Genomic DNA, 26203 nt, shown 5'->3' with positions numbered 1-26203 from the left:
TTCTCATCAGAATTTGAGCATTCGCTCAAATTAATATTAACAGAAATTGATCCTATGCAAACGCATGAAATTATTGAACCGGTCAACGTCACCGGCAGCGCGGTTCATACCCTTAAAAACATTGGACACCGTCATTACAGAAAGCTTTTCTTTACCTTATTGCTGGTTATTGCCGAAAACGTGACCTATCTGCTTTATCCATTGCTGGCTGGTTTTGCCATCAATGCCATCGTCGCGGGCAAGGCATGGCATGCCGTATTTTATGCCCTGATGGTTTTTACCATGTGGGTGATTGGTGCCGCCAGGCGCAGCCTTGATACACGCACCTTCGCGAGAATTTATGCTGAACTGGCTGTGCCGGTTATTGTTGCCCAGCGTCGGGAAAATCATAGTCACTCAACCATCGCCGCCCGTGTTGCACTTTCAAGGGAGTTCGTCGACTTCTTTGAAAAACATCTGCCGGTATTGATTACTTCCCTGGCTTCTATCACCGGGGCGGCGTTAATGCTGCTGGCGATTGAATTCTGGTCGGGCATCGCCTGCCTAGCCGTTTTAGTGTTCTTTTCATTTTTTCTGCCAGGTTACACCAATAAAAATGAGGCCCTATTTTTCCGGCTTAATGGTCGACTTGAAAAAGAGGTGGGCTTTGTCAGCAGTGCACCAGTTGCATCTTTGAGCAGACATTATCGGGTGTTGGCGGGGCTGCGTATCCGCCTGTCCGATCGCGAAGCGATGGGATATCTTTCGATTGGCGCGGTCACCGCTATATTGTTTGCCATGACTATTTTCACCATGGCTTTACGTGGTGGGACCGATGCCGGCCATATTTATTCTGTCATGACTTATCTCTGGATGTTCGCGATGAGCCTGGATGATGCGCCCCAACTGCTGGAGAAATATTCCCAGCTGAAGGATATAGGGAAAAGGGTGAAGACTGATCCTATCTGAAGTCCGCGATGGCCGCTGTAAGGACGGCAACCGCTCAATCCCGTCGCCATTTATGACGACCAGGTGCGCATGAATGCGCACCCTACAAAAACCGCACCAATCCTTTGTAGGGGCGCCATTCATGGCGACCTGGTGCGCATAAATGCGCACCCTACGAACGCTCAAAGGTCGCGATCACCCGATCAATATGCTTCTTCATCGCGCTCCTCGCTGCTTTGGCATCGCGTTTCTCCAGCGCGGAAAGAATCGCCATATGTTCGGACTCCGAGACGACCGGCATATCGCTAGGCGTGTAATGCGCCTGCAACATGCGGAACATGCTGCCATAGCGATGGCCGAGCAGGTGGCCGATGATAAATCCATAGGCAGGATTACCGCTCGCCTGGGCAATGCGGATATGGAACAGGCGGTCGCCGGGATGGGTGCGCGACTGCGCGCGGTTATCCTCGCAGTTTTGTTGATAAGCCGCGCGAATCAGCGCCAGTTCCTGCTCGCTGGCATGCACCGCAGCAAGCGCAGCGGCTTCCGGCTCAATCAGACGGCGGGCTTGCAACAGCGAGAAGGGCGGCAGCTCGGTGGAAAAATCGAGGTTGATACCCAGCTCATCATCCGGCTCATTCCACTGATCGCGTCCGGCCTGCATCATCACCGGTTCCTGCGTGCTGGAACGCGCTTTCACAATCACGCCATTGCCGACCTTCACATCCACCAGACCAATCACCTCAAGCGCGATCAGCGCTTCACGCACCGATGCACGACTGACCTGCAGTTGCTCAGCCAACTCACGCTCCGCTGGCAGGCGGCTGCCGGGTGGAAATTCGTTATTGTCGATAAGCGCAATCAATTGGTCTGCTATTTGTCTGTAAAGTCTGGGGTTTTCCATCTTTTTGATCGGCATTGCGCTGCTCCCTGTCTAAATAAATTAAGTGATCAGTTGCACAAATAATCGTCAGGACACTTGTCAATGTTACGCAATTGTCAATAAAACGTAATGCGTAAGCGAAAAAGTAGCCAGCGATATTTTGCTCCCCCGCTGGGAAGAAATCTACTTTCAATGGCCTGACCATTAGATCTTTGGACCAGAGGAAATGCAATGAATTTACATGGAAAACGCGTGCTGATCACCGCTGCCGGACAAGGCATCGGTTTAGCCAGTGCGCGCTACTTTGCTCAGCAAGGCGCAGACGTGATTGCCAGCGATATCAACATTGCTGCGCTGCATGATTTACCAGGCATTCGCGCTTATCAGCTGGATGTCACCGACCGCGAGGCGATTAGCGCGGCGGCGCAGGAGCTCGGTACGCTGGATGTGCTGTTCAACTGCGCCGGCGTGGTTCACAGCGGCAGCCTGCTGGAATGCAGCGAGAAAGAGTGGCAGTTCGCGCTCGACCTCAACGTCACGGCGATGTTTCGTATGATCCAGGCGTTTCTGCCCGCGATGCTGCAGCAGCAGAAAGGGTCGATCATCAACATGTCATCGGTGGCATCGAGTGTGAAAGGCGTGGTCAATCGCTTCGCCTACAGCGCCACCAAGGCGGCGGTGATTGGTCTGACGCGTTCGGTGGCGGCGGATTACATTGGCGAAGGCATCCGCTGCAACGCCATTTGCCCAGGCACCATTGATTCACCGTCGCTGCGTCAGCGCATTGCCGCGCAGGCGCAGGCAGAAGGGCGCAGCGAAACCGAGGTCTACAACGCCTTTGTCGCGCGTCAACCGATTGGCCGTATCGGCACCACAGAAGAGATCGCTTATCTGGCGGCCTATCTGGCTTCCGATGCCAGCGCCTATACCACCGGCACCGCACAGATAATCGATGGCGGCTGGAGTAACTAACAGGAGTGGAAGAATGAAATTATTACGCGTCGGCGAACCGGGCAAAGAGCGTCCGGCAATGCTGGATGAGCAGGGCGAATTGCGCGACTTGTCGCACTTTATCGATGATTTGGCGGGCGATGCGCTGCTGCCCTCCGCGCTGGACAGATTGCGCCAGTTGCCGCTTAGCGAACTGCCGAAAATCAGCGGCCAGCCGCGCATTGGTGCCTGCGTCGGACAGATTGGCAAATTCATCTGCATCGGCCTGAACTATGCCGATCACGCCGCCGAAACCGGCGCCGACATCCCGCTGGAGCCTGTGGTGTTTGGCAAATGGACCAGCGCGGTAGTCGGGCCAAATGACGCGGTGCGCATTCCGCGCGGCTCGGTGAAAACCGACTGGGAAGTGGAACTGGGCGTGGTGATTGGCAAAGGCGGCAGCTACATCGCCGAAGAGGATGCGCTGTCGCATGTCGCGGGCTATTGCGTAGTTAACGACGTCTCAGAGCGTGAATATCAGATCGAACGCGGCGGCACCTGGGATAAAGGCAAAGGCTGCGACACCTTTGGCCCGATCGGCCCCTGGCTGGTGACCGCCGATGAGATTGCCGATCCGCAGCAGCTCGATCTGTGGCTGGAGGTTGACGGCAAGCGCTATCAAAACGGTAACACCCGCACCATGATTTTTTCGGTCGCGCACATCATCAGCTACCTCAGCCGTTTTATGAGTTTGCAGCCAGGCGACATCATCTCCACCGGCACACCGCCGGGCGTCGGCATGGGACAGAAACCGCCGGTCTACTTGCGTGCAGGGCAGGTTATCCGATTGGGCATCGCCGGGCTGGGCGAGCAGCGTCAAATCACCGAGGGCAGCGAATAATGACCAAACTTACTGCACTGCGCGTGGAAGATATCCGTTTTCCCACTTCCCAGCATCTCGACGGTTCGGATGCGATGAATCCTGACCCGGATTATTCCGCCGCTTACGTCATTATCGAGACGGATAACGCGGCGATCAGCGGTCACGGTTTGACCTTTACCATCGGGCGCGGCAATGAAATTTGCTGTGCCGCAATACGTGCGCTTGAGCACTTGATCGTCGGCCGTCAACTGGAGTCGATCGTCGCCGATATGGGGCAATTCTGGCGCGATATCACCAGCGACAGCCAGCTACGCTGGATCGGACCGGACAAAGGTGCAATTCATCTGGCGACCGGCGCGGTGGTCAACGCGGTATGGGATCTGTGGGCGAAATCAGAAGAGAAGCCGCTGTGGCGGCTGGTGGCCGATATGTCGCCGCAGGAACTGGTACGCTGCATCGATTTCCGTTATCTCACCGACTGCATCACGCCAGACGAAGCACTGGCTTTGCTGACGGCGCAGCAGGCAGGCAAAGCGGAGCGCATCCGCCAGCTCGAGCAGCACGGATATCCTTGCTACACCACGTCGGCAGGCTGGCTTGGTTATGACGACGAGAAACTGCGCCGTCTGTGCCAGCAGGCGGTCGATGCCGGGTTCTCCCACATCAAGCTGAAAGTCGGACGCGACCTCGAAGATGATATTCGCCGCGTGCGCATTGCGCGCGAAGTGCTCGGGCCGGATCGTCAGCTGATGATCGATGCTAACCAGGTTTGGGAAGTGAATGACGCGGTGGATTGGGTGCAACAGCTGGCGTTCGCGCGTCCGTGGTTTATCGAAGAACCCACCAGCCCAGACGATATCGAAGGACATCGCAAAATTCGTCAGGGCGTCGCGCCGGTAAAAGTGGCAACCGGCGAAATGTGCCAGAACCGCATCATCTTTAAACAGCTGATTATGCGCGAGGCGATTGATGTGGTGCAGATTGATGCCTGTCGTCTCGGCGGCGTGAATGAAGTGCTGGCGGTGATGCTGATGGCAGCGAAATACCAGCTGCCGGTGTGTCCGCATGCGGGCGGCGTTGGCCTGTGCGAATACGTTCAGCATCTGTCGATGATCGACTTTGTTTGTATTGCCGGCAGCCATGAAGGTCGGGTCATCGAGTACGTCGATCATCTGCACGAACATTTCCTCTATCCGTGCGAGATCCGCGGCGCGGCTTATATGCCGCCGACTGCGCCTGGCTTCTCAATCGAAATGTATCCCGCTTCGCGTGAGCAATACCGCTATCGCGCGCAGGGAGGCTGACGTGCGAATCGACGCTCATCAGCACTTCTGGCGCTACGACGCGGCGGACTTTCCGTGGATCACGGATTCCATGGCGCGGCTGCAACAGGATTATCTGCCGGACGATCTTGCGCCGCTGCTGGCGCATTGTGAGTTGCAGGGTTCGATTGCGGTGCAGGCGCGGCAGTGCGTGGCAGAGACGCAGCAACTGTTGCAGTGGGCGCAGCAGCAACCGGCAACGCAGGTGGTTGGCTGGATCGACGTCACCGCTACAAATCTGGTGGAGCAGTTGACGGCATTGCAACATCCGTTGCTGCGCGGTTTTCGTCATCAGGTGCAGGATGAACAGGATCCCGCCGCATGGTTGCAGCAACCGCGCGTGACAACCGGCATCATTCAGATTCAGCGGCGCGATTACGTGTGGGAAATGCTGGTGACCTGGCGACATCTGGCCGATGCCACCCACTTTGCCGCGCAGCACGATCGCCACTGGCTGGTGCTCGATCACCTGGGAAAACCAGATATTGCGCGCGGCGCTAAGGCGTGGGGCGAGCAGGTTGCAGAACTGGCCGCGATGCCGCACGTGGTGTGCAAATTGTCCGGACTGGTCACCGAAGCGCCGCACGGCCAGTGGAGCAGCGCGCAGCTGCGGCCCTTTATTGATGAGGCGCTGGCGCGTTTTGGTCCACATCGCCTGATGTTTGGTTCAGACTGGCCAGTTTGCCTGCTGGCAGCGGAATATCACGCCGTGGCGCAGCTGATTGACGACGCGTTAGCGGAGCTGTCCGCCGATGAACAGGCCGCTATTTGGGGCAACACGGCCGCGCAGGTTTACAGCCTGACAGGAGAGAAGAATGAATCTGTTTTTGCAGGATAAAGTGATTATCGTCACTGGCGGCGGATCGGGCATTGGTGCCGCCATCTCACGCCTGCTGGCGGAAGAGGGCGCGATTCCCGTCATCGTCAGCAACGCACAGCCCGAAGAGATGTGGCTGGCCGCGCTGCGCGAATTGCAGCCACAAACTGAAGTGCTGCTCGCCGATCTCTGTGATGAGCAGAACTGCCAGCAAGCGGTGGAAGCCGTGCAGCAGCAGTTTGGACGCATCGACGGTTTGGTGAATAACGCTGGCGTCAATGATGGCGTTGGGCTGGAAGCGGGACGCAGCGCGTTTGTCTCCTCGCTGGAAAAGAACCTCATCCACTATTACCAGATGACGCATTTCTGCCAGCAAGCGCTGGAAAACAGCCGTGGATCGATCGTCAATATTGCGTCCAAAACCGCGCTGAGCGGGCAAGGTGGTACCAGCGGTTACTGCGCGGCGAAAGGGGCGATTCTTTCACTGACGCGCGAGTGGGCGGTATCACTGCGACACAGCGGCGTGCGGGTCAACGCCGTGGTTCCCGCCGAAGTGATGACGCCGCTGTATGAACGCTGGATCGGTACCTTTGCCGATCCGCAAAGCGAACTGGAGAAAATCACCCAGCGTATTCCGCTCGGCCAACGCATGACCACGCCGCAAGAGATCGCTAACACGGTGGTGTTTTTGCTGTCGTCTCGCGCTTCGCACACCACCGGCGAGTGGCTAAGCGTCGATGGCGGCTATCTGCATCTCGATCGGGCGCTGTTATGAGTGGCGCAACCGGGCGTTATTGTCTGGCGCTGGATCTGGTGGACGAGGCGGAAAAGATCGCCGAATACCAGCGCCTGCATCAGCGCATCTGGCCGGAAGTGGCGCAGCATTTGCGCCAGCACGGCATCGAAAATATGGAGATTTACCGGCTTGGCACCCGACTTTTTATGCTGATGGAGGTGAACGATCGCTTTAACACGCAGGATTTTGCTCAGGCATCTGAGCAGGATCCGCATATTCAGCGCTGGGAAGCGCTGATGTGGCAGTTCCAACAGCCAACGCCCTGGACGCCCGAAGGGGAAAAATGGGTGGCGATGGCGCGAATATTCTCTTTGCAGGACCAATAACAACACTTACCGACTGTACCCTACGAGGATATAACCATGTCTACACAACGCGTCGAGACGCCTGAAAATATGGGCGTCAGGGGAACTATTAGCCTGCGCTGGGCGTTCATGCTAATTACCACCCTGTTTTTTATGTGGGGCGTGTCATACGGCCTGCTGGATGTGCTGAATAAACACTTTCAGGAAACGTTAAACGTCACCAAAGCACAATCGGGATTATTACAGGCGGCTTATTTCGGTGCCTATTTTATTGTCGCGCTGCCGGCCGGTTATTTTATGCAGCGTCACGGTTATAAAGCCGGAATATTGGCGGGATTATCGTTGTATGCGATTGGCGCGCTGCTGTTTGTGCCGGCGGCGATGGTCAATGATTTCTCGGTATTCCTGTTTGCGTTGTTCGTGCTGGCGTGCGGACTGGGCTGCCTTGAAACTGCCGCTAACCCATATGCCACGGTGCTGGGCGATCCTAACGGGGCGGAACGTCGTCTCAATCTGGCGCAATCCTTTAACGGGTTAGGACAGTTTGTTGGACCGATGATTGGCGGCTCGCTGTTCTTTACTCAAGCCAGCCAGGATGCGGCGCAGGACAGCGTAAAAATCACCTATGTAGTAATTGCATGCGTAGTTATTGCCATCGCGCTGCTATTTAAACGCACCGCGTTGCCCGATATTCGTGAATCCGCCAGCCAACATATTCAGCAGCCTGGCGCGACTTTATGGCAGCAAAAACATTTTGTCGGCGGCGTGATCGCGCAGTTCTTCTATGTTGCCGCGCAGGTTGGCGTTGGCGCCTTCTTTATTAACTACGCTACCGAGCACTGGCACGGCGTCACCAACCAAAGCGCGGCATATATGCTTTCGGTTGCGATGATCTGCTTTATGCTCGGACGTTTCTTCTCAACCTGGCTATTGGGACGAGTGAAACCGGCAGCGATGCTGGCGGCTTACGCGCTCATCAATATAGTGTTGTGTGCGGTTGTGATGCTGGGCGTGGGGGATGTTTCTGTGGTTGCGTTGATCGCCATCTTCTTCTTTATGTCCACCATGTTCCCAACCATCTTTGCCATGGGCGTTAAAAATCTCGGCGAATCAACCAAACAGGCCAGCTCATTTATGATCATGGCGATTGTCGGCGGCGCGATCATGCCCTATTTCATGGGGCTGATCTCTGACCACGTCAGTACCGCCGTGGCGTACAGCTTGCCGCTGCTGTGCTTTGTGGTGGTGCTGGCCTATGCGTTGAGGCAGCGCAAGCATTCGTGAGGGATGCCGCATATAAAGCTTTTCGCCAAACTGCCGATAACTGTTTCTGGCTTTTTAGGTAATCAATAATCGTATTAATCAGGAGAGCAAGATGGATGTATCACAAATTACATCACTGGCTACCGGCCTTGATAACATGGAACTGGCGAATAAAATCAGCACGCTGGTATTGAAGAAGACGTTGGATAATCAGCAAACGATGGCGGCAGGTATTCTGGATTCAATTCCTCAGTTGCCGGCAAATCCGGCAATTGGGCGCAATATTAATACTACTGCCTGAAATCAGCATTAACGGTTATACGGAGTGATGTCGATCTGGCATCGCTCCACCCATAATTCCTCATTGCCCACCGCTCTATTTTTTTACCCCGCGCTCGTTATGAACCTTGTCACAAAATCGATATAACGTTTTTAAGCTTCATTGAACAAAGTGATGAAAGGAGATGCTGTTAATACCCCGTTACAGCTTGTTAATGAAATTTCTAGCTTTAATTAATGCATCAAACGCATCAACTCATGAGTTTATTGCGCTTATATAGTTTGATTTGCTCATCCAGTCTGCAGCAGCAGGCGCTGTAAAAGCGCCAATGACAAACTGGAGATAAACATGCATTCCTCTAACCTACCCATGACCACTCGAACCCGATGCAGCGCGATACTACGGGTGACTTCTGGTAATTTTCTGGAACAATTCGATTTCTTTCTGTTCGGATTCTATGCCACTTACATCGCCCATACTTTTTTTCCGGCCAGCAGTGAATTTGCCTCGCTGATGATGACCTTCGCGGTGTTTGGCGCGGGGTTTTTAATGCGTCCGGTCGGTGCAATCGTACTGGGCGCTTACATTGATAAAGTTGGCAGACGTAAAGGGCTCATTGTTACCTTGTCGATCATGGCGGCGGGGACCTTCCTGATTGTTCTGATTCCGTCTTATCAAACGATTGGGCTCTGGGCACCATTATTAGTGCTGTGTGGTCGTTTATTACAAGGCTTCTCCGCAGGTGCAGAGTTAGGCGGCGTATCCGTTTATCTGGCCGAAATTGCCACACCAGGCCGTAAGGGCTTTTATACCAGCTGGCAATCTGGCAGCCAGCAAGTGGCCATTATGGTTGCAGCGGCCATGGGCTTCGCACTGAATGCGGTCATGGAAGAGAGCACCCTGCGCGAGTGGGGATGGCGTCTGCCTTTCCTGTTTGGCTGTTTGATAGTTCCTTTCATCTTTGTTCTGCGCCGTAAACTTGAAGAGACCGAAGAGTTCACCGCCCGCCGCAGTCATCTGGCGATGCGTGACGTGTTTAAAACGCTGTTAGCAAACTGGCAGGTTGTTGTCGCCGGTATGTTGATGGTCGCCATGACCACCACTGCGTTTTATCTGATCACCGTATATGCCCCCACTTTTGGTAAAAAGGTGTTGATGCTGAGCGCTTCTGACAGCCTGCTCGTGACTCTATTGGTTGCGATATCAAACTTTATCTGGCTACCGGTTGGGGGGGCTCTGTCAGACCGTTTTGGCCGCAAGTCCGTTCTGGTGACCATGGCAGTGCTGGCTCTGATCACTGCCTATCCGGCGCTAAGCCTGCTTGCTGAAGCGCCCAGCTTTTCCATGATGCTGACAGTGCTGTTATGGCTGTCCTTGCTTTACGGACTTTACAACGGCGCCATGATCCCAGCGTTAACAGAGATTATGCCGGTGGAAGTGCGGGTTGCGGGGTTCTCTCTGGCCTACAGTCTGGCAACCGCTATTTTTGGTGGATTTACGCCGGTTATTTCAACCGCATTGATTGAGTACACCGGCGATAAGGCCTCGCCCGGCTACTGGATGAGCTTTGCTGCCGTGTGTGCACTGCTCGCAACCTTTTATTTATACCGTCGCAGCGCGTTATCACTTCAAACCGCTGGTTAGCTCAGGAATGACATCATGCAAAAAATACATCGTTCGATTGTCTTCACGCTGTTGCTTATTTCCTTTAGTTTTTCAGTGGCTGCCAAAGACGTCACCGTCATGATTTCGGGTGGATTCAAAGCGGCGCTGGAAAAACTGGCCCCACAATTTGAAGCCAAAAGCGGCAACAAGATTATTTTGATATCCGGTCCCTCAATGGGGAAGACGCCTCAGGCGATTCCGGCGCGCCTGGCGCGCGGTGAGAATGCGGATGTGGTGATTATGGTGGGTGATGCGTTAAACAACCTGGAAAAGGATAATTGGCTTCAGCCGGGTTCGCGCGTGGAGTTAGCCGACTCTTCAATTGGTATGGTCGTCAAACAAGGTGAGCCAAAACCGACTATCAAAACGGATGCAGGTCTACGCAATACTCTCTTGCAAGCCAAATCAATTGCTTATTCTGACAGTGCCAGCGGCCGTTATGTCAGCAGTCATCTATTTAAAAAACTGGGCATTGAAGACAAGGTGGAATCAAAAGCGCATATGATAGAGCGCATTCCGGTCGCGTCCGAAGTGGCTAAAGGCCACTATGCTATCGGTTTCCAGCAAGTGAGTGAATTGCTGCCTGTGCCGGGCGTCACCTTCATTGGTGAACTGCCAGAAGATGTGCAATACGTTACCCGTTTTGCCGGTGCGGTGACCGCCAAAGCAAAAAACGGGCAGGAGGGCAAAGCGTTACTGAGTTTCCTCTCTTCAGCAGAGGCGCAAAATACCCTTCGCGCCACCGGGTTGCGGTCTGTGACGGCTAAACTGCAGGTAAAACAACATGATACTGTTCAGTAATCAACTTCTCTAACTCAGCTGCAACATAGGACTGCATACGGCCACTGCGCCTGATCAGGCCAACCGTACGCTTTACCACCGGCTCAGTCAGTGCAACCTGCGTTAACACTGAATGCTCTGACATCGGCATCGACATAGCGGGCACGGCAGCAATGCCGATACCCGCTTCAACCATACCCAGCATGGTGGTCACATGACGGGTTTCGCAGATACTGGGGCGCTCAGGAATGATGTGTTCCAGCAGCTTATCTAGCAGATTGCGATTCCCTGAGGTCTTATCCAGCTCAATATAATCCTGCTGATAAAACTCTCGCCAGGTCAGGTTTTTTTTATTGGCTAGTGGATGATCATGCCTGCAGGCCGCCACGTAGACATCGCCAGTTAAGGGTAGAAATTCGATATTGGCTTGCAGATCTCTTGCAAAACAGATGCCGAAGTCTGCCTGACCACTGGCTACCGCTTCAATGACATTACCTGCGCTGCTATCAATAATTTTCACGCGTACCCGTGGATAGCGTGTCTGAAAACGGCGGATGACACCGGGCATGAAATAGTAGGCTGCCGAGGGCACCGTAGCAACCGTGACCAGTCCCACCCGATCCTGACTGACCTTATTGATATCCGCTAAAACCATTTCAACATTCGCCAGTAGCTGATCTGAGCGTTCAGCAAAAGTCTGACCATAAAGTGTTAGCGTGACACGCCGGGTTGTTCTGTCGAATAACTTGATACCTAACGCCGATTCCAGCTTTTCAATTCTGCGGCTTAATGCTGACTGAGAAAGGCAGATGGACTCTGCCGCAAGCCGAAAATTGCTGTATTCAACCAGCGCACGGAAGGCATAAAGATCGTTGAGGTCAAAGTTTACAGGCATAGCAGCAGTCAGTCCTTTAGAGCCAGCAATGATTCAAAGGAGAAATGATAGCCACATAATCGATAACGGCAACCTACTGTAACCACGTATTGCGCTGTCAGAAACACGCCGCAAATAAGCCGATGATGATGCTAAGCTCGGTAAACATTCAAAAAAGAATGAAATGAGTCAGCTTTCCTAAGTGCAATAATCTATCCGAAAGCAGGCTAAACGCGGTGTGCACCAGTCAAAGCCGTGATGCCGGGCCAGAATCCAAAGAAAGCGATTTATCCCTGGATTCCGCTAAGTTGTCATGAAATAAATCAGGCCTTGAAGCAATGTAAATTTGTGACCAAAATAATAACTGGTCACTCATCATTTACATTAGCTCACCGAGCAAAGTTGAAATATGACAGAGAAAAGAAATGCCGCCGCCATCCGTGGGCCATCGGATCACACCATCCGCGATCAGATTGTGGCTGCTGCAATGGAATACTTTAGCCATTATGGCTTCGAGAAAACCACCGTATCCGACCTCGCACGATCCATAGGCTTCTCCAAAGCCTATATTTATAAGTTTTTCGGTTCTAAGCAGGAAATTGGTGAAGTCATCTGCGCCAGTTGCCTTGCAGATATTACTGAACGGCTAAACGCTGCGCTGGAGAAATCGCCTTCGGCTACGGAAAAAATAAGGCAATTGTTTCAGACGCTTGCTGTGGCGGGCTGTGAACTGTTCTTCCACGAGCGTCGACTGTATGACATTGCCGCCGCCTCATCACGTGAGCACTGGCCTGCTGCTATGCAATATGAAGCTGCATTGCGTGAAATGGTGCTCGCCATTTTGCTTGAAGGACGCACGGCGGGGGAATTTGAGCGGAAAACACCGCTTGATGAAACCGCGATGGCCGTATATCTGGTACTCAGACCTCTTGCCGATCCATTACAGCTGCAAATCTCACTTGATACTGCCGGAGAAGATGCAAATCAATTAGCTGCATTGGTGCTTAGAAGTCTCGCCCCGTGATTTGTGACCATTGACATAATTAGTCACTAGTCAGAGAATGGCGTTCTCATACTTTTCTTGAGTAAGGTAACCCATGCTCCGGCATCTTCCGTTGTTGTCAGTCGTCTGTCTGCTGCCGGTCATTCTGACTGGCTGCGGCGAACCTTCATCAGCCGCTGACGATCCGCGCTCGCGGCCGCCACTCATCAGAACGGCTAAAGTCGAGCCTGCTGCGGGGCAATCGCGCGTTTTTACCGGCATCGTGGCAGCACGTTTTCAGAGCGACCTGGGTTTTCGCGTGTCGGGCAAGGTGCTTGAGCGGCTAATCGATAAGGGGCAAAGCGTAAAACGCGGCCAAGTGCTGATGAGGCTTGATCCCGCCGATCTCGCGTTGCAGGTCCGTGCAGCAGAGGCAGCGGTAAACGCTGCTCAGGCACGGGCGCGCCAGACCGGTGATGATGAGAAACGTTATCGCGGATTGGTGGGTTCTGGCGCGGTCTCTGCATCGTCTTATAGTCAAATTCGCGCTGCCGCAGATGCCGCGCGTGCCGAACTGAGTGCGGCGCAGGCGCAGGCACGCGTGGCGTTAAATGCCTCGCAATATGCCGTGCTGAGCGCTGATGCAGATGGCGTGGTGGTGGATACGCTGGCCGATCCCGGCCAGGTGGTTAGCGCCGGCCAGACTGTGGTACGCCTCGCCCGCGCCGGTCAGCGTGAAGCGATGGTCAGTCTGCCGGAGACGTTGCGACCGCAGGTCGGATCATCCGCTACGGCGATCCTCTACGGCAGTGGGATCGAGAACGACGCATGTCTACGTGAATTATCTGACTCGGCTGATGCGGCAACCCGTACCTACGAAGCACGCTATGTGCTGAGCGGTCCCGCCGCCGGTGCTCCGCTGGGTTCAACCGTTACCCTGCGTATTCCGGAATCTGCGGCGGCGCAAGAATCATGGTCAGTACCGCTCAGTGCGGTGTGGGATGCGGGACGCGGTGCTGGCGTCTGGCTGGTGGAAGGTAAGCCCGCCAAAGTCAGCTGGCGTGCCGTGACGCTACTCGGCATCAGCGACGACAGTGCGCGCGTGTCGGGTCAGCTGCAGAGCGGGGAACAGGTGGCTGCGCTAGGCGCGCATCTGCTGCATGAAGGCGAAGTCGTGCGCACTGCAATGCCTGGGTCGCAAGGAGCCACGCCATGAGTCGCAACCGCTTAAATCTATCGGCTTTAGCGGTGCGAGAACGATCGATTACTCTGTTCCTGATCATTCTCATTACGGTCGCAGGCGTAGTGGCCTTCCTCGGATTGGGACGCGCGGAAGATCCCCCGTTTACCGTTAAGCAACTGACGGTAATCACCGCCTGGCCCGGCGCCACCGCGCAGGAGATGCAGGATCAGGTTGCCGAGCCGCTGGAGAAACGGCTGCAGGAACTGAAGTGGTATGATCGTACTGAGACCTTTACTCGTCCCGGAATGGCCTACACCATGCTTTCCCTGCAGGACAGCACGCCGCCATCTGAAGTGCAGGATCAGTTTTACCAGGCGCGCAAAAAAATAAGCGATGAGGCCCGCAACCTGCCGGCGGGTGTGATCGGGCCGATGGTGAACGATGAATTCTCGGATGTGGTTTTTGCCCTTTATGCATTGAAAGCAAAGGGTGAACCGCAGCGATATCTGGTCCGCGATGCCGAAAAACTCCGTCAGCAGTTGCTGCACGTTGCGGGCGTAAAAAAAGTGACCATTACAGGTGAACAGGCAGAACGTATTTATGTCTCCTTTTCCAGCGATCGCCTCGCTACGTTAGGCATTACGCCGGAACAGATATTTAACGCCCTAAACGGGCAGAATGCCCTGGCACCTGCCGGCTCGATTCAAACACGTGGGCCTGAGGTGTTTATCCGTCTTGACGGCGCGCTGGATACGCTCGAAAAAATCCGCAATACGCCGATCGTCTCCGGTAATCACACGCTGCGGCTTGTCGACGTGGCGAAGGTAGAACGTGGCTATGTCGATCCACCCGATTTCCTCATCCGTAACGAGGGCGAACCTGCGCTGATGCTGAGCGTGGTGATGAGGGAAGGCTGGAACGGTCTTGATCTGGGTAAGGCGCTGGAAAAAGAAGTCAGTAATATAAATAGCGACATGCCGCTGGGCATGACACTGACCAATGTTTCCGATCAGGCGGTTAACATAAGTTCGGCTGTCGATGAGTTCATGATCAAGTTCTTCGTGGCACTGCTGGTGGTGATGGTGGTGTGCTTTGTGAGCATGGGCTGGCGCGTGGGTATCGTGGTGGCTGCTGCGGTTCCGCTGACGCTTGCCGTGGTGTTTGTGGTGATGGCCGCCACGGGAAAAAACTTTGACCGCATCACGCTGGGTTCACTCATCCTCGCACTGGGCTTACTGGTTGATGACGCCATCATTGCGATAGAGATGATGGTGGTGAAGATGGAAGAGGGCTATGACCGCATCAAAGCATCGGCTTACGCCTGGAGCCATACGGCCGCGCCGATGCTCGCCGGCACGCTGGTTACCGCGATTGGCTTCATGCCCAACGGCTTCGCACAGTCCACCGCAGGTGAATACACCAGCAATATGTTCTGGATCGTGGGGATTGCCCTGATTGCCTCGTGGGTGGTTGCCGTGCTGTTTACGCCTTATCTTGGCGTGAAAATGCTGCCGGATATCAAGCCGGTGGCGGGTGGCCATGCGGCAATCTACAACACTCGCCACTACAATCGCTTCAGATGGCTACTGACAAAAGCCATCGCGCATAAATGGTGGGTAGCAGGCGCGGTGATTGGCTGCTTTGTGCTGGCCATCGTGGGTATGGGGCTGGTCAAAAAACAGTTCTTCCCAACGTCCGATCGTCCCGAGGTGCTGGTTGAAGTACAAATGCCTTACGGTACCTCTATCGAGCAGACCAGCCAGATTACGGCGCGGATTGAGCTCTGGCTGAAAAAGCAAAAAGAAACCCGCACGGTAACCGCCTATATCGGGCAGGGCGCACCGCGTTTCTATCTGGCGATGGCCCCGGAGCTGCCGGATCCCTCATTTGCCAAAATCGTGGTACTGACCAACGGCGAGCACGACCGCGATGCGCTAAAACAGCGTCTGCGAGAAGCAGCGGCAGATGGGCTCGCGCCAGAAGCGCAGGTGCGCGTCACGCAGCTGGTTTTCGGTCCCTATTCGCCTTATCCGGTCGCTTATCGGGTGATGGGGCCCGATTCAGACGTGCTGCGTCAGCTGGCCGCGAAGGTGAAAGTGCTGATGCAGACCAGCCCGATGATGCGTACCGTCAACACCGACTGGGGTTCACGTGTGCCGGTAATGCATTTCAGGCTGGATCAGGATCGACTGCAGGCCATGGGGCTGACGCCTGCTGATGCGGCTCGCCAGCTGCAGTTCCTGCTGAGCGGTGCACCTATTACGGCGATTCGTGAAGATATCCGCTCAGTGGAAGTGACCGGCCGGGCAGCGGGAGACGTGCGCCTCGATCCTGCGCGTCTTGACGCTCTGACGCTGGCCGGGGCCGATGGGCAGCGTATTCCGCTATCGCAACTTGGTGAAACCGAAATCCGCATGGAAGATCCGCTGCTGCGCCGCCGCGATAGGACGCCAACGATAACAGTGCGCGGGGATATTGCCGACGGATTGCAGCCACCGGATGTCTCTGCCGCGTTGAGCCGGGAACTCCAGCCACTAATCGCATCACTGCCGCCAGGATACCGCATTGAACAGGCGGGCTCGATTGAGGAGTCGGGTAAAGCGACCAAAGCGATGCTACCGTTGTTCCCGATCATGATTGCCCTGACGCTGTTAATCATCATCCTGCAGGTGCGGTCAATGGCAGCCATGATCATGGTATTTTTGACCGCACCGCTGGGGCTGGTTGGTGTTGTGCCCATGCTGCTGCTGTTCCAGCAGCCCTTTGGCATCAATGCGCTGGTCGGGCTGATCGCGCTGTCAGGAATTCTTATGCGCAACACGCTGATTCTGATTGGACAAATACATCAGAATCAGCGGGAAGGCCACGATCCCTTCACTGCTATCGTCGAGGCAACGGTGCAGCGTGCCCGGCCAGTTCTCCTGACAGCGCTAGCAGCGATTCTGGCATTTATTCCCCTCACGCACTCTGTGTTCTGGGGCACGCTGGCTTACACACTCATTGGTGGGACGTTGGGTGGCACCATCATGACGCTGGTGTTTTTACCGGCGATGTATGCTATCTGGTTCCGTATCAGGTAGGGTATGACTGTAAAAAAAGCCCCGCCCGGAGCGGGGTAGGAAAAATGAACAAGGGGAAAGGCTCTCGCACGCTGAGCGTGCTGTGTGCAACTTCGTACAAAGTAGGAAGCGAAAAAAGAGTAGTCGCTGTATTTTACTGTTGCAAGTCGGGTCCACGCATAAAATGAAAGCGTCGGTACAACAAGTGGTATTCCTCAGCTGACAATCTTATTTTACTAAAATATCTATGATTCAATGGTACTTCCCGAAACGCTAATTAAATTAGTTTTTAAGTGATCAATTTCATAAATAACCGAAGCGGTTTCATTTTTATAAAGATGTAATTTAAATGATTGTAATGGGTAAAAAATTAAAAAATATAACCCGTGCATTTTTTTTATTCTCCTATAAATTGACCCAGCGGTACTCTCCGCACGTAACGAATGATGCTTTGCATCGCCTCTGAAAGCGTTAAGGATTTCCACTTTCAGAGGTCATTTTTTCCTGCCATAAAACCCGTTTTATTTAATTAGCCTATCTCATAATAATTATTCATAAATTCACGCCAATAAAGCTGTACAAACTTTGGATCCTTGTATAACTTTAGTATCATGATGAGTTGATTGAATTATGAACACGTGAGGTTTCTTTGCAACAGAACCTGGGTACATCCTATTCAGTAATCGTTAATGCTGAGTATTTCAGTCGCGCCTCACTTTCCTATCAGCAGTAAAGGTTGATATGAAAAATCACGGTGAAGAAAAGCTGTGTGACCTGCTCATCGGCGAGGCAGTATTAGCTTTGCTGCACGAAAAAGTGGGAATTTCGCGACGAGCGCTCCTTTCTAAGCTTCAGTTCATGCTTGAAGCTGAAGAGGATGAAGAACGTGTGCACGCCATAAAACTCGCTATACAGGACGTGAAGGGTGAAATCGCAAAAAGTGAATCACTTAAGGCCGGAGACAGGGATCAAATGGCGAATTTCGAAATAGGCAAATTTGGTAATGACGACTCGACTCGACATTAACGCTAGTACAGGGCTTATGGGCGTGGAAGAGACAAAAATGCGTAACCTATTAAGGACATTTTATGCAGCAGAATACAATCGAGTTAGACTTTCAAACTTATTTACAAAGCACTGGTGACCAGTATGCACAGGAAAAAGAAGTCATTGGTATCATCGTGAAATCTTTGATCGCAGAGAGAGGACGTGTGACGAATAAGGCTATTATTATGAGCCTGATAGCGGAGCTGGAGAGTGCCACCGACATCGAGCAACTCGATGTCCTGCGCAACTGCCTTGAAATTGTTGTGGGCCATACGCCTAATGAAGACGACTAATAAAGACTCTCTATCCTATCCGCCTTTCAGCGGGGAGTGCTGTATTTATTCCCCGCGTTCCTGACCTATTCATCCATATTGAAATTATTGAATCCTCAATTCCCTGAACCTTCACTCACCAATAGAAATATGCCCAACGTTCTTCCTCATCGGGTGTAAAGCCCACCACAACTTTCAACGCGTTAAGTAACGCGTCAAGTTGCCGAGGATCAGTAGTATTTTCAATTTCCGAGATGAGGTGCAAAATGAGCGCGCTATTGGTGACACTCTTACCCTGGCTCATTAACTTTTGTACGGCAGAATCAATCAGGGCCGTCTCCGCAGAATGTTTATCACCTGCTTTCTGGAGATGGTAATTAATGTCTATTTCGCGGGACGTTTGCTGTGTGCTTTGTTGCATTTTCTCTCCTTGTTAGCAGATATCTCTGCGGCTACGTTTAAAGGATTTTTTAAGCTATTTCGCTTTAGATCCTGGCAAGGCCGGGCTCAAAATTTCTGTGCCAATCACCTAGGCAAAACACATCCAGAACTAAATTTAGCGCATATTTTTTTAATGGCACGTCTTAAATGGATGTAACCAGCCAATGGTTGGTTTTAATCCAAAATGCGTTCGGCATGTTCATGTCAAAGTCACCCCATAACACATACAATTTAGCGATCAAAAAGCATTCCAATCAAGGTCTGATAGTGGCGCTCTTCCTCCAACGTGGCAGCGACCTCAAGACGTCTTAACAGCTTAGTACAGATAGCCTTACGATTAAGATTTTTGCCAGCACGCAGGATTTCGACAACAATTTGCCCCAGCGTTTCTTGCTGAGTTGGAGCGGTCGCCTTGCTGAAATAATGTGCAATATCGCTGGCCGTATCGGGGAATTTTGAGACACTCTGACGCATGCGAACCTCATAGTAGATTGCTATATAGTTGATTCAGTCTGAACTTAAAGTTAGACAATATTTTCAAAATTGTACAGGTTTTACTAACTTGTACAGCTTTCATTTTTAGCGAAAGATGCTTACTGATTTTATTCAGATGGTTATTTTTTATTTCGAAACAAACGATTGGGCTTTGATAGTTCAGAACACAGGAGAATGGATATAGCAAATAGGAGGACGATTTACTGGTAGGTAACATCATTAAAGAAGGGGATGCGCTACATTCAGTCAGTTATCAACAAACTGCGGAGCGCCCTTAGGCGCATCCTTCAACAGAATCAGCGGTAGCGACTGATTAGCTCTCTCTCCGAGTAAGGCCCAAGTGGCTGGATGCCGAAAGCCAGCGTAGCTCTTCGCGATTTCGAGGCGACGTTTCTGCATATGCTTTCAGCCAACGTCTGGCGTCGGCTATCTGTGCCAGCCTGCTATCGCTAGCATCGCCTTCCGCCATGGTGCCCAGTTCAATAATGAGAGAATTAATGTTGATTTCTTTGTGACTCACAGCAAGATTAATCACTGCCTCGCCAATAATGATGTGGCCTTGTTCTTCATCATGAAATAACACTGCGTTTCCTCCAATATTTTGGTTACCGATGATATTAGTGTAGTAAAAAAATGGATTAAGGTCTTCGAGATCGACCAAAGACTTCTAATTATCAAGTAGAAAATGTGAGAGTAGCTACCCAACTGTCTGATAATTATCTTAAATAAAGATAAATGTAAACACATTGCTTAGTTATAAAGAAAAGTCTCAAATTGTAGATAATCTAAATGAAATCGATTTCAAGAAAGCGCATGCCTAAATTAATGAAGATTTTGATATGTGAACCAGAATGGGAAATGAATATTGCCAAATAAAAGGGCGTTGATTAATAGTGTGGAGAGTGTCGTCCCTGACATTTTCTCCGGCCGGTACACGTTTAGACGCGACCGTTGAGGTCATCCTCGTTGTCGTCTTCCGGCCAGAGCCGGACTACGTCCTTAGGCGTCAGATCGTTTCGTCGTTCAAGCCTGCAAGCGTCTGCAGGTAAGGCACATTTCGCACAGCGCGATCGGGCTCTTCAAAACTCTTCAACCAATTTGTGGCTTCAGAAATATCAGATAATCTTGCATTGCTGCCGCCTGCATTTGCCATATATTCCAGTTCGTCAATCAGCGAATGAACGCTCACAGCTCTCTGTCCAAAGGCAATGCTTAGTGCCGCTTCGCCAATAATGACGTAGCCTTTCCCGTCGTGTTGAAAAGACATATTACATCCTCCATTTCACGTTTATGACAACCTCAATTTCAACTGTAGGTGCCATGAAGGATTTTGCTTAAGGTTAATTCCTAAAAGTCATGAAATATAGTACTTAATCTATTTTTCATGGTTACTATAAACTCTGGTTATTAGGCGCTGGCGACTGGTTTCATTATATAAAAGTTAGGACCAAAGTGACTTTTGTTAGTGATGGTCTTAAGTTGGTAACGTATATTGTTATTAATCATGTCAGATATTGATAATGAGTCATGAAAAGAGATATTACTATTAATCGAAGAGCGGTCCGAGATCAGGAATATTAGTATGAAAGCTAATGGAATTATTTGAGCGGCTTGCTGCCGCACTTTTGAAATTTAAGTGCTATCTAAATGCTTAGCACTAATTACCCAAATCAATCACCACTTTCCCGACATGCCCGGCGGATTGCAGGTAACGATACGCTTCCTGAGTGTCAGCAAAGGCAAAAACACGGTCAATTTCTGGTTGGATCTCGCTGGTCTCAATCGCCCGGACTGCCGCGCGCAGCTCGGACGTCGAGCCGGTATTATTACCCACGATATTCAACATTTTCTGCATAATCGGCAGCACCGGCACGTTAAGCTCTTCACCGCCAATAAAGCCAATCACAAATAGTGTTCCGTTGTAGGCGGCGGCATTAATTGATTTGGCAAAGGTCGAGGCGCCCACCGATTCCAGCACCAGATCTGCGCCATGATTATTCGTTAACTTGAGCACCTGTCGATCCCAATCGGGCTGTTCGCGATAGTTAATCCCTTCATCCGCGCCAAGAGCTTTCACTCTGGCCAGTTTCTCGTTGGAAGAGGAAAGGATTATTACTCGTGCGCCCGCTGCTTTGGCGTATTGCAGCGCAAACAGACTCACGCCTCCGGTGCCGAGCAGCAAAACCGTGCTGCCGGGCTGAATTTTAGTGCGTACGATGGCGTTCCAGGCCGTCGTGGCGGCGATAGGTAACGTGGCTGCCTGCTGCCAGCTAAGAAAGTCAGGGATACGCACCAGCGACTCGGCGGGGACAGCGGCATATTCCGCCAGCCCGCCATTAGCCGTAACGCCGCGCAATGCGTGATGGTGCTCGGAGCGTAACGCACCAGCATGCCAGTTATACATCATGCCTGGCACCACGCGATCGCCGATTTGCCAACTGCTCACGCCCGCACCCAACTCGACAATCTTTCCAGCGCTGTCTGCACCCGGAATAAGCGGCTGTGCAATGGCGCCGAACTTACCTGTAGCCAGTGCCAAATCAAGGTAGTTTAGGCTGACGGCATGTTGCCGAATCACCACCTCACCATAGTTAGGTTGTGGGCACGGTAATTCGCAGATATTTAGGCTGTCGATAGAAGGGGCAGTTAACTGAATAGCTTGCATAACATTCTCCTGTTTACTAAGTGCAGTCAGTGTGCGGTAAAACAGGCGCTATAATGGATGCCAAAACCAAATGACCGTTGCGTAGGGTGCAATAATGCAAGATGACGATTTTCGCCAGCGCGAAGCCTTTTTGGCGGTAGTGCGTGCGGGCAGTTTTAGCGCGGGTGCCCGTGTGTTGGGACGCGATGTCTCGGTAATTTCCCGTCGTATCGCTGCGTTAGAGAAACGGTTAGGGATTCGCCTGATTGAACGCACTACGCGTCGCATTCGACCGACGGAAGAGGGCCGGCGCTATCGACAAAAAATTGAACTGGCAGACGAACTGCTGCGTGAAGCGGAAGAGGAAGCCCGCGCTTTGGCAGCACGTCCGGCGGGGACGATTCGCTTAACGGTGCCAGCATCTTTTGGGCGGCGCTGGGTCGCCCAGGCGCTGCCGGGCTTTTTAAAGGCTTATCCGGATATTCGCATTGTGCTGCACTGCAGCGATCGTTACGTCGATTTACTCGGTGACAATTTCGATATGGCGATCCGCATTGGTGTTCTCACGGATAGCCGGCTTATTGCGCGAAAGCTGGCGGATACCAGCCGCATATTGTGCGTTGCGCCGTCATATCTGGATCACCATCCAGCGCTCACGCATCCACAGGACCTGCGTAAGCACGATTGTCTGGGATTCACACCGATGCACAGTTGGCCTGAGTGGCGATTGGAAAAAGAGGGCCAGCAGATAGCGGTGCCAGTGCAAACGCGTTATGAAAGTGATGAGATGGATGCGTTGATACTGGCCGCTCAATCTGGCATGGGCGTAGCGCTGGCTGCCAACTGGCTGGTGCAAAAAGAACTGGCAGAAGGCACGTTAGTGCCGGTGCTAACGGATTGGCAGGCGATAGGGGAAGACGGCGTCTGGTTGATGAAACCTTCCAGCCAGTTGCAGTCAGCGAAGATTAGCGCGTTAACGGAGTGGCTGGTTGAGTGGTTTGCTGTTCCACGCTGGTAGTTCGTTCCCACCAAGAGATTGCTGTAATTACTGGCGGGATCCAGCAGAACTGATGCCTAAAGGGCATCAAGGCAATCTGTAAATCTCAGTAACAACCTGCTTCGTTGCCTGTTCGATTTTTCCTTCATTACGGCATAAAACCCAGCCGTGTTCTGCAACGGCTCGCTCGAATGCCTGGGTACAAGCAACATGTTCTTCCAACTGATGAATCACCGTACTACTTAACCCACGCGTTCTGGCCGCGGCCCTTGCCCATGAAATCTCAGGCGCAGTAACAACCCCAACATGCAGGTCCGGCGCTTGCACGTTTCGTTCAATGTTGAGCTGTAAAATCTCTGCAAAGGGAACCATCTGGCGAAACGCGGCTTCCGACGGGTACCAGCGATCCATCAAAATTATGCTGTCCGGTGGCTGTTTAGTCAGCACATGCTGGGAAATCCACGCACGGCTATCAGCAAAGCGCTGACAAACTTCCAACTCTAAATCCCGGGATGGATTTCTGGCGAGCCGGTTCACAAGGGCCATTGTTTCTTTTCTGAAGGGATCGCTTTTTTTCTCGCTAAGTCGGATCACTTTGATGTTTTCGGCCCTGAGTTCTTTCGTAATGGCTTCCAACAGTGTGGTTTTACCGACGCCCTTAGGCCCATCCAGTGAAACAAACAACGGACGACTCATAATTGAAATGACGGTTGATCTACCCTAAGTGTAAAAATCAAATCTGGTATGAGCATGTTATTTCCTTCTGATTTAAATTTTCGACAACAAAAAACCCGCACTAAGCGGGTTTCTTTTATTATCAGCGGTTCTTATCTGCTCAGACTATTGTCTTCATCGCTATTGTAAGCGTCGCGGATAATGAGCGCGGCTTACAGCGGAGTAACGTTGCCCGCTGCTGGGCCTTTGGCGCCATTTTCAATGGTGAAGGAAACTTGCTGACCTTCATCAAGAGTTTTGTAGTTGTCGCTCTGGATAGCAGAGAAGTGGACGAAAACATCCTTGCTGCCATCGTTTGGAGTGATAAAGCCAAAACCTTTATCAGAGTTAAACCATTTTACTAAACCAGTCATTTTGTTAGACATAGATAATTCCTTATTTGATGAGCCACTAAATTGCGGCAAATTTGGCCTGAAGTGAAAGATTTACTTATTGGGCACTTAGGAGGAGGCTCTCGAAGAAGGATATCTGTGGATAACACTTGAACTGAGGACTGCTTTACTAAAACTGCTTTCATAAGGTCTGTGTTCCAAACCGGTGATGCATTAAGACATAGCGATAATAATTTAGCAACGAATAAGTTTAATTATTTTAACCGTTTAAAGACCTGGATGGCTGAACGGCTGCTAAATCCTGTCGATCATTTTCCACATGCCACCAAACACACCATTCAGATTTTTATTCCCCACTTCGGAAAGATGATTATCGTCGCGATATAGCGGCACATCATCTTTGGCACCGTAGCAGAAGTCGTTGTCGCAAAATCCCTGGGTCGCATCGAGCAGGGCGACATTTGGCGATTGAGCCGCGATGTTGTTGAGCATCGCCAGCGTCTCCTGATTGTGAGATTGATATTCTGCACGCGTCTGCTGAATCGCCAGCGCTTTGCCGCGCATGGCATCGCGCGACATGCGATAGATCACGTCGTAACCGAACTCAGGAACCGGCGTCATGATAAACACCCGACGATGCGTGGCGAGCTGCTTCACCGCCGCACCGAAATGCTGCTGATAGGCGGCGATGGAGCTGCCGTCATTGATAAATGAGTATTTAGGCGTATTGCTGCCGCTGCCATAATCGCCATGTAGATAGAAGGATAAGCGGTTAATAATCAGCACCGACGCATGGGGATATTTCCGTTCGATATCCGCGATGGCATTCTTCACAAAGCCGCCGCAATCAGGGCTGGCACTGCGATGGATATCCGGTACAGATGGGCATCCGGACTGCGCGATAAACACCACTGAATCCTCCGCTCTGGCGCTGCCGACAATCGAAGACAACATCGCGGCGGCGTGGCTATCGCCTAATACCACCAGATTAACCTGGCTGGCATTGCCGAAAACGCATTGCGGAGACGTGGTGCCACTGAACACAAAGCAGTTTTCGCCGCGCACAAATCGCTCCAGTGAATACTGTTTGATGGTGGTGACCACTTGCGGCGCGCGCGAGGGAAATCCTGCTTTTGCCACGATCAATACTCCAAACAGCAGCACCAGCGCGGTTTGTCCCAGCGTCACGTAGGTTCTGCCACTTAACCAGCCGTGTTTGTTCTCTACCAGCACGTATGAAGCCCAACCTGCGGCGAGTGACAGCAGAATCAGCATCGCCTGGCTAATCAGCGTGATGGGCCAATCGGCCAGATGCCAGAACACCCACAGCGGCCAATGCCACAGATAGATCGAATACGAGGTTTTACCGATGTGCTGCACAATTCGGTTGTTAAACCAGATGCTGTTTTGCACGTTGGCATGGATGATCAGCGCGGTCAGCAACACTGGAATCAGCGTCATGATGCCCGGCCAGGCGGTGCTTTCATCAAACCACAGCGCACAGACAATCAGCCCAATAAGGCCCAGCAGCGGAACCGCGCGTTGACCGCTAAGCGCGGTTTTTGGTGCCAGATAGACCAATCCGCCTGCCAGCATCTCCCACGCACGGGTTGGCAACAGATAATAAGTCGCGGTGAGATGGAAATTGGTTGCCACCATTGCCAGCACCAGCCCAAATGAAAGCAGCGCGGCGATGCCCATCGCCCAGGCAAACTGCTGGCGCAGGAAACGTGCCGTGAACATCAACGCCAGCGGTAACAGCAAATAGAACTGCCACTCAACGCTTAATGACCAGGTATGCAGCAACCATTTATACACCGAGCCGGTTTCAAAATAGCCGCCTTGCTTGAAATAGACCACGTTGGAAATAAAGCTCAGGCTGGATACGGCATGCTCCGCCATTTTCTTATATTCATCCGGCGGCATCAGGAAATAGCCCACCAGCATTAATATCAGGCACAGCACCATCAACGGCGGGATAATGCGGCGGCAGCGCGCAGCATAAAATCCCAATAAAGAGAAGTTCTGCTTATTTAAACGCGTCAGAATAATCCCCGTCATTAAATATCCGGAGATGACAAAGAACACATCCACACCGAGGAAACCCCCGCTGACGCTGGAAAACCCAAAGTGATAAAGGATAACCAGCATCACAGCATAGGCGCGTAGACCATTAATGTCGGTGCGAAAATTCATGAGGCGTTATCCACGCAGAAGAATATAAGAAACAATGTAAGGATTGTGAAAATTTGAATCAACAGATGTGAAAGCCATCACTTTCGGTTGGTTTC

The 26203-nt window shown here is 52.2% G+C and carries 27 protein-coding genes; 17 read left to right on the top strand and 10 right to left on the bottom strand.

Annotated elements, in window-relative coordinates:
- The first annotated feature begins 54 nt into the window (after positions 1-54).
- Complete coding sequence (locus FHW71_RS16820; protein WP_179452483.1) at positions 55-948, top strand: ABC transporter six-transmembrane domain-containing protein; 894 nt, start codon at positions 55-57, stop codon at positions 946-948.
- 151 nt (positions 949-1099) lie between these two features.
- Here FHW71_RS16820 and FHW71_RS16815 read toward each other — a convergent pair whose 3' ends face one another.
- The gene (locus FHW71_RS16815) at positions 1100-1846 is read right to left on the bottom strand and encodes a FadR/GntR family transcriptional regulator (protein WP_179452484.1); all 747 of its coding nucleotides are present in this window, start codon (positions 1844-1846) and stop codon (positions 1100-1102) included.
- Between the two features lie 195 nt (positions 1847-2041).
- Here FHW71_RS16815 and FHW71_RS16810 point away from each other — a divergent pair, with 195 nt between their 5' ends.
- The 10 genes from FHW71_RS16810 (at position 2042) to FHW71_RS16765 (ending at position 10872) form a co-directional block, all read left to right on the top strand.
- Positions 2042-2782 carry an SDR family oxidoreductase gene (locus FHW71_RS16810; protein WP_179452485.1) on the top strand — a complete coding sequence of 247 codons (741 nt, stop codon included), beginning with the start codon at positions 2042-2044 and terminating at the stop codon, positions 2780-2782.
- A 13-nt stretch (positions 2783-2795) separates the two neighbouring features.
- Complete coding sequence (locus FHW71_RS16805; protein WP_179452486.1) at positions 2796-3641, top strand: fumarylacetoacetate hydrolase family protein; 846 nt, start codon at positions 2796-2798, stop codon at positions 3639-3641.
- The gene (locus FHW71_RS16800) at positions 3641-4927 is read left to right on the top strand and encodes an L-fuconate dehydratase (protein ID WP_061718960.1); all 1287 of its coding nucleotides are present in this window, start codon (positions 3641-3643) and stop codon (positions 4925-4927) included. Before FHW71_RS16805 ends, FHW71_RS16800 begins: the two co-directional genes overlap by 1 nt.
- 1 nt (position 4928) lies before the next feature.
- Positions 4929-5783: an amidohydrolase family protein gene (locus FHW71_RS16795; protein ID WP_179452487.1), complete on the top strand. Its 855-nt coding sequence runs from the start codon at positions 4929-4931 to the stop codon at positions 5781-5783.
- Positions 5761-6537, top strand: a complete 777-nt coding sequence (locus FHW71_RS16790) for an SDR family oxidoreductase (RefSeq protein WP_179452488.1) — start codon at positions 5761-5763, stop codon at positions 6535-6537. Before FHW71_RS16795 ends, FHW71_RS16790 begins: the two co-directional genes overlap by 23 nt.
- Positions 6534-6884: an L-rhamnose mutarotase gene (locus FHW71_RS16785; RefSeq protein ID WP_154182695.1), complete on the top strand. Its 351-nt coding sequence runs from the start codon at positions 6534-6536 to the stop codon at positions 6882-6884. The genes FHW71_RS16790 and FHW71_RS16785 overlap by 4 nt, the downstream gene beginning before the upstream one ends.
- 36 nt (positions 6885-6920) lie before the next feature.
- Positions 6921-8147, top strand: a complete 1227-nt coding sequence (fucP, locus tag FHW71_RS16780) for an L-fucose:H+ symporter permease (RefSeq protein ID WP_179452489.1) — start codon at positions 6921-6923, stop codon at positions 8145-8147.
- Positions 8148-8238: 91 nt separating this feature from the next.
- Positions 8239-8427: a YjfB family protein gene (locus FHW71_RS16775; protein ID WP_008110591.1), complete on the top strand. Its 189-nt coding sequence runs from the start codon at positions 8239-8241 to the stop codon at positions 8425-8427.
- A gap of 327 nt (positions 8428-8754) precedes the next feature.
- Positions 8755-10050: an MFS transporter gene (locus FHW71_RS16770; protein ID WP_179452490.1), complete on the top strand. Its 1296-nt coding sequence runs from the start codon at positions 8755-8757 to the stop codon at positions 10048-10050.
- A gap of 15 nt (positions 10051-10065) precedes the next feature.
- Entirely contained in the window at positions 10066-10872 is an 807-nt protein-coding gene (locus FHW71_RS16765; protein ID WP_179452491.1) for a substrate-binding domain-containing protein, read from the top strand.
- On the opposite strand, the gene FHW71_RS16760 is transcribed toward FHW71_RS16765, so the two are convergent.
- On the bottom strand, positions 10835-11746 hold the full coding sequence (locus FHW71_RS16760; RefSeq protein ID WP_179452492.1) for a LysR family transcriptional regulator: 912 nt from the start codon (positions 11744-11746) through the stop codon (positions 10835-10837). The two genes, FHW71_RS16765 and FHW71_RS16760, sit on opposite strands and share 38 nt — an antisense overlap.
- A 388-nt stretch (positions 11747-12134) precedes the next feature.
- On the opposite strand from FHW71_RS16760, the gene FHW71_RS16755 reads away from it, so the two are divergent.
- From FHW71_RS16755 to FHW71_RS16735, 5 genes are all read left to right on the top strand, one after another.
- Positions 12135-12749: a TetR/AcrR family transcriptional regulator gene (locus FHW71_RS16755; RefSeq protein ID WP_179452493.1), complete on the top strand. Its 615-nt coding sequence runs from the start codon at positions 12135-12137 to the stop codon at positions 12747-12749.
- A gap of 73 nt (positions 12750-12822) precedes the next feature.
- Positions 12823-13923 carry an efflux RND transporter periplasmic adaptor subunit gene (locus FHW71_RS16750; protein ID WP_179452494.1) on the top strand — a complete coding sequence of 367 codons (1101 nt, stop codon included), beginning with the start codon at positions 12823-12825 and terminating at the stop codon, positions 13921-13923.
- The gene (locus tag FHW71_RS16745) at positions 13920-16970 is read left to right on the top strand and encodes an efflux RND transporter permease subunit (RefSeq protein WP_179452495.1); all 3051 of its coding nucleotides are present in this window, start codon (positions 13920-13922) and stop codon (positions 16968-16970) included. The genes FHW71_RS16750 and FHW71_RS16745 overlap by 4 nt, the downstream gene beginning before the upstream one ends.
- 720 nt (positions 16971-17690) lie before the next feature.
- The gene (locus FHW71_RS16740) at positions 17691-17975 is read left to right on the top strand and encodes a hypothetical protein (protein WP_179452496.1); all 285 of its coding nucleotides are present in this window, start codon (positions 17691-17693) and stop codon (positions 17973-17975) included.
- A gap of 62 nt (positions 17976-18037) precedes the next feature.
- Complete coding sequence (locus tag FHW71_RS16735; RefSeq protein WP_179452497.1) at positions 18038-18289, top strand: biofilm development regulator YmgB/AriR family protein; 252 nt, start codon at positions 18038-18040, stop codon at positions 18287-18289.
- 115 nt (positions 18290-18404) lie between these two features.
- On the opposite strand, the gene FHW71_RS16730 is transcribed toward FHW71_RS16735, so the two are convergent.
- The 5 genes from FHW71_RS16730 to FHW71_RS16710 form a co-directional block, all read right to left on the bottom strand.
- A complete protein-coding gene (locus tag FHW71_RS16730) occupies positions 18405-18689 on the bottom strand; it encodes a biofilm development regulator YmgB/AriR family protein (RefSeq protein WP_179452498.1) in 285 nt (94 codons plus the stop codon).
- Between the two features lie 251 nt (positions 18690-18940).
- Complete coding sequence (ycgZ, locus tag FHW71_RS16725; protein WP_179452499.1) at positions 18941-19183, bottom strand: regulatory protein YcgZ; 243 nt, start codon at positions 19181-19183, stop codon at positions 18941-18943.
- A 334-nt stretch (positions 19184-19517) separates the two neighbouring features.
- Positions 19518-19865, bottom strand: coding sequence for a hypothetical protein (locus FHW71_RS16720; protein WP_286176302.1), 348 nt, complete (start codon positions 19863-19865; stop codon positions 19518-19520).
- 345 nt (positions 19866-20210) lie between these two features.
- Entirely contained in the window at positions 20211-20471 is a 261-nt protein-coding gene (locus tag FHW71_RS16715) for a hypothetical protein (RefSeq protein WP_179452500.1), read from the bottom strand.
- 390 nt (positions 20472-20861) lie between these two features.
- Positions 20862-21869: an NAD(P)-dependent alcohol dehydrogenase gene (locus tag FHW71_RS16710; protein ID WP_179452501.1), complete on the bottom strand. Its 1008-nt coding sequence runs from the start codon at positions 21867-21869 to the stop codon at positions 20862-20864.
- 94 nt (positions 21870-21963) lie between these two features.
- Here FHW71_RS16710 and FHW71_RS16705 point away from each other — a divergent pair, with 94 nt between their 5' ends.
- Complete coding sequence (locus tag FHW71_RS16705; protein ID WP_179452502.1) at positions 21964-22866, top strand: LysR family transcriptional regulator; 903 nt, start codon at positions 21964-21966, stop codon at positions 22864-22866.
- A 66-nt stretch (positions 22867-22932) separates the two neighbouring features.
- Here the strand turns inward: FHW71_RS16705 and FHW71_RS16700 are convergent, their stop codons facing one another.
- The 3 genes from FHW71_RS16700 to FHW71_RS16690 all read right to left on the bottom strand — a co-directional run bounded on the left by FHW71_RS16700 (position 22933) and on the right by FHW71_RS16690 (position 26108).
- Positions 22933-23541 carry a dTMP kinase gene (locus tag FHW71_RS16700; protein ID WP_179452503.1) on the bottom strand — a complete coding sequence of 203 codons (609 nt, stop codon included), beginning with the start codon at positions 23539-23541 and terminating at the stop codon, positions 22933-22935.
- 191 nt (positions 23542-23732) lie between these two features.
- On the bottom strand, positions 23733-23945 hold the full coding sequence (cspA, locus tag FHW71_RS16695; RefSeq protein ID WP_007885867.1) for an RNA chaperone/antiterminator CspA: 213 nt from the start codon (positions 23943-23945) through the stop codon (positions 23733-23735).
- 261 nt (positions 23946-24206) lie between these two features.
- Positions 24207-26108: an acyltransferase family protein gene (locus tag FHW71_RS16690; RefSeq protein WP_179452504.1), complete on the bottom strand. Its 1902-nt coding sequence runs from the start codon at positions 26106-26108 to the stop codon at positions 24207-24209.
- Positions 26109-26203: the final 95 nt, after the last annotated feature.

It is taken from the genome of Enterobacter sp. Sphag1F, assembly GCF_014193275.1.
GTDB lineage: Bacteria > Pseudomonadota > Gammaproteobacteria > Enterobacterales > Enterobacteriaceae > Pantoea > Pantoea symbiotica.
Note: the sequence above shows the minus strand (reverse complement) of the source record. Positions and strands in the feature narration are given on the sequence as shown.

What these genes read in the sequence shown, in the direction of transcription:
- cspA (WP_007885867.1), bottom strand. Translation starts at nt 23,945, where the DNA reads ATGTCTAACAAAATGACTGGTTTAGTAAAATGGTTTAACTCTGATAAA.
- FHW71_RS16735 (WP_179452497.1), top strand. Translation starts at nt 18,038, where the DNA reads ATGCAGCAGAATACAATCGAGTTAGACTTTCAAACTTATTTACAAAGC.
- FHW71_RS16710 (WP_179452501.1), bottom strand. Translation starts at nt 21,869, where the DNA reads ATGCAAGCTATTCAGTTAACTGCCCCTTCTATCGACAGCCTAAATATC.
- FHW71_RS16690 (WP_179452504.1), bottom strand. Translation starts at nt 26,108, where the DNA reads ATGAATTTTCGCACCGACATTAATGGTCTACGCGCCTATGCTGTGATG.
- FHW71_RS16745 (WP_179452495.1), top strand. Translation starts at nt 13,920, where the DNA reads ATGAGTCGCAACCGCTTAAATCTATCGGCTTTAGCGGTGCGAGAACGA.
- fucP (WP_179452489.1), top strand. Translation starts at nt 6,921, where the DNA reads ATGTCTACACAACGCGTCGAGACGCCTGAAAATATGGGCGTCAGGGGA.
- FHW71_RS16760 (WP_179452492.1), bottom strand. Translation starts at nt 11,746, where the DNA reads ATGCCTGTAAACTTTGACCTCAACGATCTTTATGCCTTCCGTGCGCTG.
- FHW71_RS16775 (WP_008110591.1), top strand. Translation starts at nt 8,239, where the DNA reads ATGGATGTATCACAAATTACATCACTGGCTACCGGCCTTGATAACATG.
- FHW71_RS16740 (WP_179452496.1), top strand. Translation starts at nt 17,691, where the DNA reads ATGAAAAATCACGGTGAAGAAAAGCTGTGTGACCTGCTCATCGGCGAG.
- ycgZ (WP_179452499.1), bottom strand. Translation starts at nt 19,183, where the DNA reads ATGCGTCAGAGTGTCTCAAAATTCCCCGATACGGCCAGCGATATTGCA.
- FHW71_RS16765 (WP_179452491.1), top strand. Translation starts at nt 10,066, where the DNA reads ATGCAAAAAATACATCGTTCGATTGTCTTCACGCTGTTGCTTATTTCC.
- FHW71_RS16750 (WP_179452494.1), top strand. Translation starts at nt 12,823, where the DNA reads ATGCTCCGGCATCTTCCGTTGTTGTCAGTCGTCTGTCTGCTGCCGGTC.
- FHW71_RS16820 (WP_179452483.1), top strand. Translation starts at nt 55, where the DNA reads ATGCAAACGCATGAAATTATTGAACCGGTCAACGTCACCGGCAGCGCG.
- FHW71_RS16805 (WP_179452486.1), top strand. Translation starts at nt 2,796, where the DNA reads ATGAAATTATTACGCGTCGGCGAACCGGGCAAAGAGCGTCCGGCAATG.
- FHW71_RS16800 (WP_061718960.1), top strand. Translation starts at nt 3,641, where the DNA reads ATGACCAAACTTACTGCACTGCGCGTGGAAGATATCCGTTTTCCCACT.
- FHW71_RS16755 (WP_179452493.1), top strand. Translation starts at nt 12,135, where the DNA reads ATGACAGAGAAAAGAAATGCCGCCGCCATCCGTGGGCCATCGGATCAC.
- FHW71_RS16730 (WP_179452498.1), bottom strand. Translation starts at nt 18,689, where the DNA reads ATGCAACAAAGCACACAGCAAACGTCCCGCGAAATAGACATTAATTAC.
- FHW71_RS16810 (WP_179452485.1), top strand. Translation starts at nt 2,042, where the DNA reads ATGAATTTACATGGAAAACGCGTGCTGATCACCGCTGCCGGACAAGGC.
- FHW71_RS16790 (WP_179452488.1), top strand. Translation starts at nt 5,761, where the DNA reads ATGAATCTGTTTTTGCAGGATAAAGTGATTATCGTCACTGGCGGCGGA.
- FHW71_RS16815 (WP_179452484.1), bottom strand. Translation starts at nt 1,846, where the DNA reads ATGCCGATCAAAAAGATGGAAAACCCCAGACTTTACAGACAAATAGCA.
- FHW71_RS16770 (WP_179452490.1), top strand. Translation starts at nt 8,755, where the DNA reads ATGCATTCCTCTAACCTACCCATGACCACTCGAACCCGATGCAGCGCG.
- FHW71_RS16705 (WP_179452502.1), top strand. Translation starts at nt 21,964, where the DNA reads ATGCAAGATGACGATTTTCGCCAGCGCGAAGCCTTTTTGGCGGTAGTG.
- FHW71_RS16700 (WP_179452503.1), bottom strand. Translation starts at nt 23,541, where the DNA reads ATGAGTCGTCCGTTGTTTGTTTCACTGGATGGGCCTAAGGGCGTCGGT.
- FHW71_RS16715 (WP_179452500.1), bottom strand. Translation starts at nt 20,471, where the DNA reads ATGTCTTTTCAACACGACGGGAAAGGCTACGTCATTATTGGCGAAGCG.
- FHW71_RS16785 (WP_154182695.1), top strand. Translation starts at nt 6,534, where the DNA reads ATGAGTGGCGCAACCGGGCGTTATTGTCTGGCGCTGGATCTGGTGGAC.